Below are 8,684 nucleotides of genomic sequence, written 5' to 3' on the forward strand. Positions count from 1 at the left end.
CTACTCCTTCACGTCGTTCCAGCCCTCGCGCAATCCGTCGCCGATGCCGTGGAAGAAGTCGCGGGTGCCGTGGCCGATGGCCTTGGTCGTGTCGCGGGCGGTGTGGCCGATGGTGGTCGTGACCTCTTTCGTGGTCGAGCCGACCTTCTTTGCCGCGTAGCCCGCATCCTTGCCGATCGTGCGGCCGCCTTCGGCGACGCTCTTCGGCTGCTCATGGACGGCCGGACCGGTCGCGGTCGTCCGCGTCGTCGTTTGTGTCGTGGCGGTTTGCGCGGGCTCGGGATAGCGGCCGACCTCGCGGGTTTCGATCTGCCCGCCTTGCTGCGTCTGCTGCTCGGGAATGATCGGATCGCCCGTATAGGGATCGATCTTCTGCGGCTCGCCGGCAAAGGCGGCGGATGTGAGAAGCAGGGTCGCGACGCATCCGAAACTTGCGATGCTTTTGAGCATGGCGGCTTTGATGCGCATGAGGGGCCTCCTGTCGAACTGGTCTTGCGTCCATAACGGGCAGCGTGATCCACCGTTCCGCCGGAGCTGTCTCAAGTTGACGCCGGAATGTGGCGAAAGCCGGGCATTTCAGAACATCCCCTCCGGCGGCGGGCGCTTTTTCGCGCGATGGGGGCGCTCCCAGACCACGCCCGGGAAGCCCTTCAGCGGACCGAGCTTTTCGCCGGCATAGGTCCAATCCTGCAGTTCCGAGATGCGCAGGTGGTAGCGCGGTTCGCGGCCCACGCGGGAGGCAAAGAGCGCACGCGGAATGTTGACCATGTGCGGCGAGCGGGCCGTTTCGTAAAAAAGCGGCGTGCCGCAGCGGGTACAGAAGCTGCGGGTCACCTTCGTTTGCGGATCTTCATATTGAGAGAGTGCGTCCTCGCCTTCCGTGACGCGGAAACGCTTGCGCCACGAGCCGACATAGGTCGCATAGGCTGCGCCATGGGCGATGCGGGCCGCGCGCCCGTGATCGTGAAAGGCCCATCGGGCGGGATACTGGATTTCGAGTGCAACCGCGCTGCACAGGCACCGCCCCTCGACCCATTGGGGTTTCGCGAGCGTCTTTCGTTTCGGCTTGTCCATCGTCCGCCCCCAAATTTGTCATCCCGGGCTTATCCCGGGATCCAGGGGTCGCACACTCGGAATTCGACGCCCCGGGATCCCGGCATAAAGCCGGGATGACAGCGGAGTGTAGTATCGCGCGCTTACCGCTTCTTGCGAAACTTATTGCCGCGCGTGCCCGGCTTGCCCGACGTCGAGCGCCCCTTGACCGGCATCGCGCCGGCGACCCTTTCCTCGATCGCCGATTGCCGCGCCAGCGGATCGTCGGCGACCGCGAGTTCGGTCGCTTCCAGCCGCTTGATCTCGTCGCGCAGCCTTGCCGCCGTTTCGAATTCGAGATCGGCGGCGGCTTCCTTCATGCGCTTTTCGAGATCGGCGATATGGGCGCGGAGGTTGTGGCCGATATAGGCTTCGTCCGCCTCGCCCGTATCGACGCGCACATGATCGCGCTCATAGACGCTTTCGAGAATGTCGCCGATGTTGCGGCGGATACTCTCCGGCGTGATGTTGTGTTCGAGATTGTAGGCCTTCTGCTTTTCGCGGCGGCGGTTCGTCTCCGCGATGGCGCGCTCCATCGAGCCGGTAATCTTGTCGGCATAGAGGATCACGCGGCCGTCGACATTGCGCGCGGCGCGGCCGATGGTCTGGATCAATGACGTCTCCGAACGCAGGAAGCCTTCCTTGTCGGCGTCGAGAATGGCGACCAGCGCGCATTCGGGAATGTCGAGGCCCTCGCGCAGCAGGTTGATGCCGATCAGCACGTCGAAGGCGCCGAGGCGGAGGTCGCGCAGAATCTCGATGCGCTCCAGCGTGTCGATGTCCGAATGCATGTAGCGCACGCGGATACCCTGTTCGTGCATATATTCGGTGAGGTCTTCGGCCATGCGCTTCGTCAGCGTGGTGACGAGCACGCGGCTCCCCTTCGCCGCCACCTCGTGGCATTCGGCGATGAGATCGTCGACCTGGCTTGCGACGGGTCGGATGATCGTCGGCGGATCGATGAGGCCGGTCGGACGGATCACCTGTTCGGTGAAGACGCCGCCTGTCTGCTCCATCTCCCACGGTCCCGGCGTCGCCGAGACATAGACCGATTGCGGCCGCATCGCGTTCCATTCCTCGAACCGCATCGGCCGGTTGTCGACGCAGGAGGGCAGGCGGAAGCCATATTCGGCGAGAACCGACTTGCGCCGGTAGTCGCCGCGGAACATGCCGCCGATCTGCGGCACGGTGACGTGGCTCTCGTCGGCGAAGACCAGCGCGTTGTCGGGCAGATATTCGAACAACGTCGGCGGCGGTTCGCCGGGCTTGCGGCCGGTGAGATAGCGCGAATAGTTTTCGATGCCGGCGCAGCTTCCCGTCGCCTCCATCATCTCGATGTCGAAGGCCGTGCGTTGTTCGAGGCGTTGCGCCTCGAGAAGCTTGCCCTGTCCCTTCAGCTCCTGAAGCCGGACCTGCAGGTCCCTCTTGATCTCTTCGATCGCCTGGCTGAGCGCGGGGCGCGGCGTCACATAATGCGAATTCGCATAGAGCTTGATCGATTCGAACTTGTCGGTCTTCTGTCCGGTCAGCGGATCGAACTCGGCAAGCTCCTCGATCTCGTCGCCGAACATGGTGATGCGCCATGCGCGGTCTTCGTAGTGCGCCGGAAAAACCTCGACCGTATCGCCGCGCACGCGGAAGGTGCCGCGCCCGAAGGCCGCGTCGTTGCGCTTGTACTGAAGCGCGACGAGATCGGCGAGAAGCTGGCGGCGATCGAGCCGCTCGCCGAGCTTGATCGAGAAGGTCATGGCCGAATAGGTCTCGACCGATCCGATGCCGTAGATGCAGGAAACGGACGCCACAATGATGACGTCGTCGCGTTCGAGCAGCGAGCGCGTCGCGGCGTGGCGCATGCGGTCGATCTGCTCGTTGATCGAGCTTTCCTTCTCGATATAGGTATCGGTGCGCGGAACATAGGCTTCCGGCTGGTAGTAGTCGTAATAGGAAACGAAATACTCGACCGCGTTCTCCGGAAAGAAGCTCTTGAACTCGCCATAGAGCTGAGCGGCGAGCGTCTTGTTCGGCGCGAGGATGAGGGCGGGGCGCTGCGTCCGCGCGATCACCTGCGCCATCGTATAGGTCTTGCCCGAACCGGTGACGCCAAGCAGCACCTGGTCGCGCTCGGCCGCTTCGACGCCCGCGACGAGATCGGCGATGGCGGTCGGCTGGTCGCCGGCCGGCTCATATTCCGAAACCAGCTTGAAGCGCTGCCCGCCTTCGGACTTTTCGGGCCGTTCCGGCCGGTGCGGCTCGAAAAGCGGCCAGTGTTCGGGGTCGCCCTGGAGCGCGCCCGCCCATGAGTCGCGGTCGGCCTGGGCCAGCGCCTCGCGGTCGGCGGGAATGAAGGAAGCGCCCGGCGCCTCGGCAAGGCCGGCCATGGCGCTCGACGGAAGCTGCTTTTCCGAGCCGCGCCCGAAGGATTTGAAGGATTTGCGTGCCATGGCCCTGAATATAAGGGCGAATCCGGGTTTCGCCAGAGCCATTGGAGCAACTTCGGCGGCGTCCTGTCAGCAAATGGCAGTAGTCTTTCAGACGGAGGCCCGACTTATCCCCGCCCGGCTCCCATTACCTATCCTTCAGGTGACGGACAGGGGTCGTCCATGCAACGAGTGTCGCCGAACGCCCCGGTTCGGTCCGAGCGGATGCCGGCGGAGGCCGAGAAACCATGAATCAGAGAAAACCCAACAAGCCGATCTTTTTCGACGCGACGGGCCGGCGCGCCACCCAGATGTCGATCATCGGCTGGACCGCGGCGGTGCTGAGCACGCTGATCGGCATCGCCTTCCTCGCAAGCCTCGTCGCGGTGCCGCGTTTTGCCGCACTGAAGCTGCCTGGCCAGTTGAGCGCCGTGGCACCGGCGAAATCGACGAGCGCCGAACTCGAGAAAAAGGCGAAATCGCCCGGACTGTTGCGGTCGGCGGCGCGTCTGTCGGCGGAGGCCCGCGGACGGCGCGAGAAGCTTGCCCGCGAGAAGCAGCACAGGCTGGAACGTGCCCGCAGCGCCAACATGGCGGCGATCCTGGAGCCGCAGGATGGACGGCCGCTGTCGATCGCCTTCTATCCGACCTGGGGCAGCACCAACTTCGCCTCCCTGCAGCGCGCGCTGCCGAAGCTCGACTGGGTGATCCCGACCTGGCTCAATCTGCGCGGGCCGGACATGACGCTCGGCTCGGCTTTCGACCGGCATGTGAACGATTATATTCGCGAGACGAAGCCCGGCACCGCCATCCTGCCGACGTTGCAGAACGCGGAAGGCGGCAAGTGGAACGGACCGGGCCTCGCGAAGCTCCTCGCCGATCCCGCGCGCCGGCGGGCGCTGGTCGCGGGTGTCGCCGATTTCGTCGGTCAGAACAGGCTGCAGGGCATCGTCGTCGACTTCGAGGATCTGCCGGTCCCGGCACGCGGCAATCTGAAACTCTTTCTCGGCGAATTGCACGACGCCTTCTCGTCGCATGGCTGGATCGTCGCCATCGCGACGCCGGTCGGCGACGACACATGGCCCTTCGCGGACATGGCCAAGCGCGTCGATTACACGATCCTGATGCTCTACGACGAACACTGGAGTTCGGGCACGGCGGGCGCGATCGCGGGCCAGAGCTGGTTCGAGGACGTGCTCGATCGGCGCATGAAGACGCTCGACCCTTCGGCCACCATCGTCGCGCTCGGCGCCTATGCCTATGACTGGAACGGCGGCGAGGTCGAGAACCTTTCCTTCGAGGACGCGGTGATCGCCGCGCATGATTCCGGCGCCTCGATCGACTTCGACGACGCGAGCAACAATCCGCATTTTTCCTATATCGAGGACGATAACATCCGCCACGACGTCTGGTTTCTCGACGGCGTGACCGCCTATAACGAAATCCACGCCGCCGATCCCTACCAGCCGGCGGGTTATGCGATATGGCGCCTCGGCGGCGAGGACCCGACGATCTGGAACGTCATGGGCAGGCCCTATGACGCGACGGCGCCCGCGGCCATGGGCACGATCCCGATCATCGACGACATCGACTTCGAGGGACGCGGCGAATTCCTGAGCGTCTCGGCGGAGCCGACGACAGGCGCGCGCGACTTCGAGATCGACCCGAAGACCGGCGATATCGCCGACGAAACCTATACGAAGCTGCCGACGACCTATGTCATCAAGCAGTTCGGCGCGGCCTCGCCGAAGAAGCTCGCGCTGACCTTCGACGACGGGCCCGATCCGGAATGGACGCCGAAGATCCTCGACATCCTGAAGGAGAAGCACGTTTCGGCGACCTTCTTCGACATCGGCGCGAACGCGGAAGCCAATCCCGGCCTCGTCCAGCGCGAGCTTGCGGAAGGCCACGAGGTGGGAAGCCACACCTTTACCCATCCCAATCTCGCGGTGACTTCGGACCAGGCGGTGACGCTCGAACTCAACGCGACGCAGCGGCTCTTCGAGGCGCTGACGGGCCGCTCGCTCAGGCTCTTCCGGCCGCCCTATCTCGGCGACGCGGAGCCCACCGACTATGACGAGATCGTGCCGGTGAAGATCGCGCAAGACATGGGCTACCTGACGGTGGGGCTCCATGTCGATCCGCTCGACTGGATGCAGCCGGGCACGCAGAAGATCATCGACGAGACGCTCGCGCAGGTGAGGGCGGCGACGCCGGACTTTCCGCGCAACATCGTGCTGCTGCACGACGCCGGCGGCGACCGCGCGCAGACCGTCGAGGCGCTGCCGATCATCATCGACCGGCTGCGCGCCGAGGGCTACGATTTCGTGCCGGTCTCGGCGCTGGTGCCGCTGACCCGCGACGAGGCGATGCCGAAGCTGCCGCTGACGGTCAGCCTGCTGACGGATCGGGCGGTTTTCCTGACGTTGAGCGCGGCCGGACATGCACTCTACTGGTGCTTCATCGTCGCGATCTGGCTCGGTATCGGCCGGCTTCTGTTTCTCGTCGCGATGAGCCTCTGGCGCCGCCGCATGGAACGGCGGACGCCCGAACCGCCGCTCGCGCAATCGACGGCGCGCGTCTCGGTCATCATTCCCTGTTACAACGAGGAGAACGTCATCGTCTCGACGGTGACGGGCATTCTCGCCGGTGACCACGCCGACATCGAGGTCATCGTCGTCGACGACGGCTCGAAAGACCGCACGCTCGCGGTCCTCACTGAGAACTTCAGCGGCAATCCGCGCGTCGAGATCGTCTCGATCCCGAATGGCGGCAAAGCCAACGCGCTCAATATCGGCATCGCCAAGGCGACGGGCGAGGTGGTGGTCGCGCTGGACGCCGACACCCAGTTCGAGCGCGACACGATCCCGCGCCTCGTGCGTTGGTTCGCCGACCCGACGGTGGGCGCCGTCGCGGGCAACGCAAAAGTCGGCAACCGCATCAACATGGTCACGCGCTGGCAGGCGCTCGAGTATATCGCGGCGCAAAACCTCGAACGCCGGGCGCTCGCCGCGCTCGGCGTGCTGACGGTGGTGCCGGGCGCGGTCGGCGCATGGCGGCGCGCGGCGCTGATCGAGGCGGGCGGCTTTCCGGCCGACACGCTGGCGGAAGACCAGGATCTCACGATCCATCTGCAAAGCGCGGGCTGGCGCGTTCTCTTCGACAGTTCCGCGCTGGCCTGGACGGAAGCGCCGGCGACCTTTGGCGGCTTGTCGAAGCAGCGTTTTCGTTGGTCCTACGGCACGCTGCAATGTCTTTGGAAATACCGTAAACTGACGTTCCGCCCGCGCTACGGCGCGCTGGGGATGATCGCGCTGCCGCAGGTCTGGCTGTTCCAGATTGCGCTGACGGCGATCGCGCCGCTCGCCGATCTTCTGCTGGTCTGGCAGCTCGTCAGCCAGTGGATCGCCTGGTCCGAGCACGGCGCGGAATTCCAGAACGGCGACCTGAAGCTCGTCGGCATCTACTATGTGATTTTCGTGGCGGTCGATCTCGCCGCCGCGATCTTCGGCTTCCTGATGGAGCGGCGCGAGCAATGGAGCCTCTTGTGGTGGCTCGTCCCGCAGCGCTTCGGCTACCGCCAGCTCATGTACTACGTGGTCGTCCGCTCACTGATGACCGCGATCCGCGGCCCCTTCGTCGGCTGGGGCAAGCTCGAACGCATGGGCACGGTGGCGCTGGGGAAGAAGCGGGCGGGGTGACCCCACCCCGACGCGCTGCACGCGCCGACCCTCCCCTGAAGGGGAGGGATGTCGTGGGCGAAGTCTTTCTTTCCCTCCCCTTGAGGGGAGGATGGATGGATCGCGCAAGCGATCCAGACGGGTGGGGTAGGGGCCACTCACCCCCGCCGGAGCTTCATCAGCGGCAGCACCTGCACGAGGATCGCGGCGGCGAGCACCATCGCGCCGCCGGTCCAGCCGAGGGGCGTCAGGCGTTCGCCGAGCAGCATCGCGCCGAAGAGCGCGGCGAAGAGGCTTTCCATCGAGAGCAGGATGGCGCTGTCGGCGGGCGGCGTATGCGCCTGGGCGATGGTCTGCAGCGTAAAGGCGAGGCCGCCGGAGACGAAGCCCGTATAGGCGATCTCGATCCAGGCGGCTCGCATCGCGCCGAGGCTCGGGCTTTCGAAGAGAAAGCCGCCGGCGAGGCCGAGCAGCGCGGCAACCGCGAACTGGATCATGGTGATGGTGACGGGGCGGCGCAGCCGGAAGGCGACGGCGCCGAGGCCGAGAATCTGCATCGACCAGAAGACCGCGCCCCCGATGACGAGCCAGTCGCCGGTATTGAGCCCGCCGAGTTGTGCGCCGCCGAGGAGGAAGGTGCCGGCGACGGAGAGCGCCGCCGCCGGCCAGATCGCGGCGGGCAGCTTGTGGCGCAGGAAGACCGCGCCGATCGCCGGCACCATCACGACATAGAGCACGGTGAGGAAGCCCGCATGGGTGACGCTGGTGGTGACGAGCGCCACCTGTTGCAGCGCCGCGCCGAGGAAGAAGACGGCGCCGATGCCGACAAGGATGGGAAGCCGCCGGAGCGGCAGCGGCGCGGGCGCGCCCCGCGCCTCGACGAGGGCGAAGGGCGCGAGCGCCAGCGTCGCCAGCGCGAAGCGCGCGCCGATGAAGGTGAGCGGCCCCATATGCGCCATGGCGGTCGCCTGCCCGACAAAGGCCGCGCCCCAGATGAGCGAGGCGAGGAGCAGCAGAAGATCGGCGCGGAGGCGGGTCATGGAGCGGGTTCGGGCGAGGGCGGGGCGGCGACTATGCCTCGCCCCTCATGGCCGCGCCAGCCCCCGCTCAGACGGGATTCGAACGAAGGCCGCCGTCGGGCGCCGGCATTTGCGGCGCCTGCATCGGCGGCATGCGGTCCTTCATGTACATGACCATGTTGAAGGCGAGCGAGCCTTGCAGGCTGAGGACGACGAGAAAGCCCGCGAAGATCGCCCAGCTCTTCCAGCTCTCGGCCGGACGCCCGGCCAGCGGATCGGGGCCGAAGCGGTTTTCGCCCTCGGTGCCGCGCAGGAAGGCCATCACGACGATCGGCCAGAGCTGCAGCAGCGGCACGAACAGCACCAGAAAGAACCAGCCGCTGTAGTTGCGATCGTGCAGCCGCTTGACGCCGACGGCGATCGACGGCCAGAGCAGGACGAGGTTGACGAGATTGAGCCAGCCGAACCTCATGCCC

6 protein-coding genes are annotated in these 8,684 nt (G+C 65.9%); 1 reads left to right on the plus strand and 5 read right to left on the minus strand.

Going from position 1 to position 8,684, the window contains the following annotated elements:
• From VMR03_RS14005 to uvrB, 3 genes are all read right to left on the minus strand, one after another.
• Entirely contained in the window at window positions 1-468 is a 468-nt protein-coding gene (locus tag VMR03_RS14005) for a hypothetical protein (RefSeq protein WP_325406244.1), read from the minus strand.
• 108 nt (window positions 469-576) lie between these two features.
• The gene (locus VMR03_RS14010; protein ID WP_325406246.1) at window positions 577-1,074 is read right to left on the minus strand and encodes a GFA family protein; all 498 of its coding nucleotides are present in this window, start codon (window positions 1,072-1,074) and stop codon (window positions 577-579) included.
• Window positions 1,075-1,196: 122 nt separating this feature from the next.
• The gene (gene uvrB, locus VMR03_RS14015) at window positions 1,197-3,533 is read right to left on the minus strand and encodes an excinuclease ABC subunit UvrB (RefSeq protein ID WP_325406248.1); all 2,337 of its coding nucleotides are present in this window, start codon (window positions 3,531-3,533) and stop codon (window positions 1,197-1,199) included.
• A 224-nt stretch (window positions 3,534-3,757) separates the two neighbouring features.
• On the opposite strand from uvrB, the gene VMR03_RS14020 reads away from it, so the two are divergent.
• A complete protein-coding gene (locus VMR03_RS14020) occupies window positions 3,758-7,210 on the plus strand; it encodes a glycosyltransferase (RefSeq protein WP_325406250.1) in 3,453 nt (1,150 codons plus the stop codon).
• A 137-nt stretch (window positions 7,211-7,347) separates the two neighbouring features.
• Here VMR03_RS14020 and VMR03_RS14025 read toward each other — a convergent pair whose 3' ends face one another.
• Together VMR03_RS14025 and VMR03_RS14030 are read right to left on the minus strand one after the other, a co-directional pair.
• Window positions 7,348-8,229, minus strand: coding sequence for a DMT family transporter (locus VMR03_RS14025; RefSeq protein ID WP_325406252.1), 882 nt, complete (start codon window positions 8,227-8,229; stop codon window positions 7,348-7,350).
• 67 nt (window positions 8,230-8,296) lie between these two features.
• Window positions 8,297-8,684, minus strand: a 388-nt coding sequence (locus VMR03_RS14030) for a DUF805 domain-containing protein (protein ID WP_325406254.1), incomplete at its 5' end; no start/stop codon positions are given.

This window comes from Parvibaculum sp., from assembly GCF_035511255.1.
Lineage (GTDB): Bacteria > Pseudomonadota > Alphaproteobacteria > Parvibaculales > Parvibaculaceae > Parvibaculum.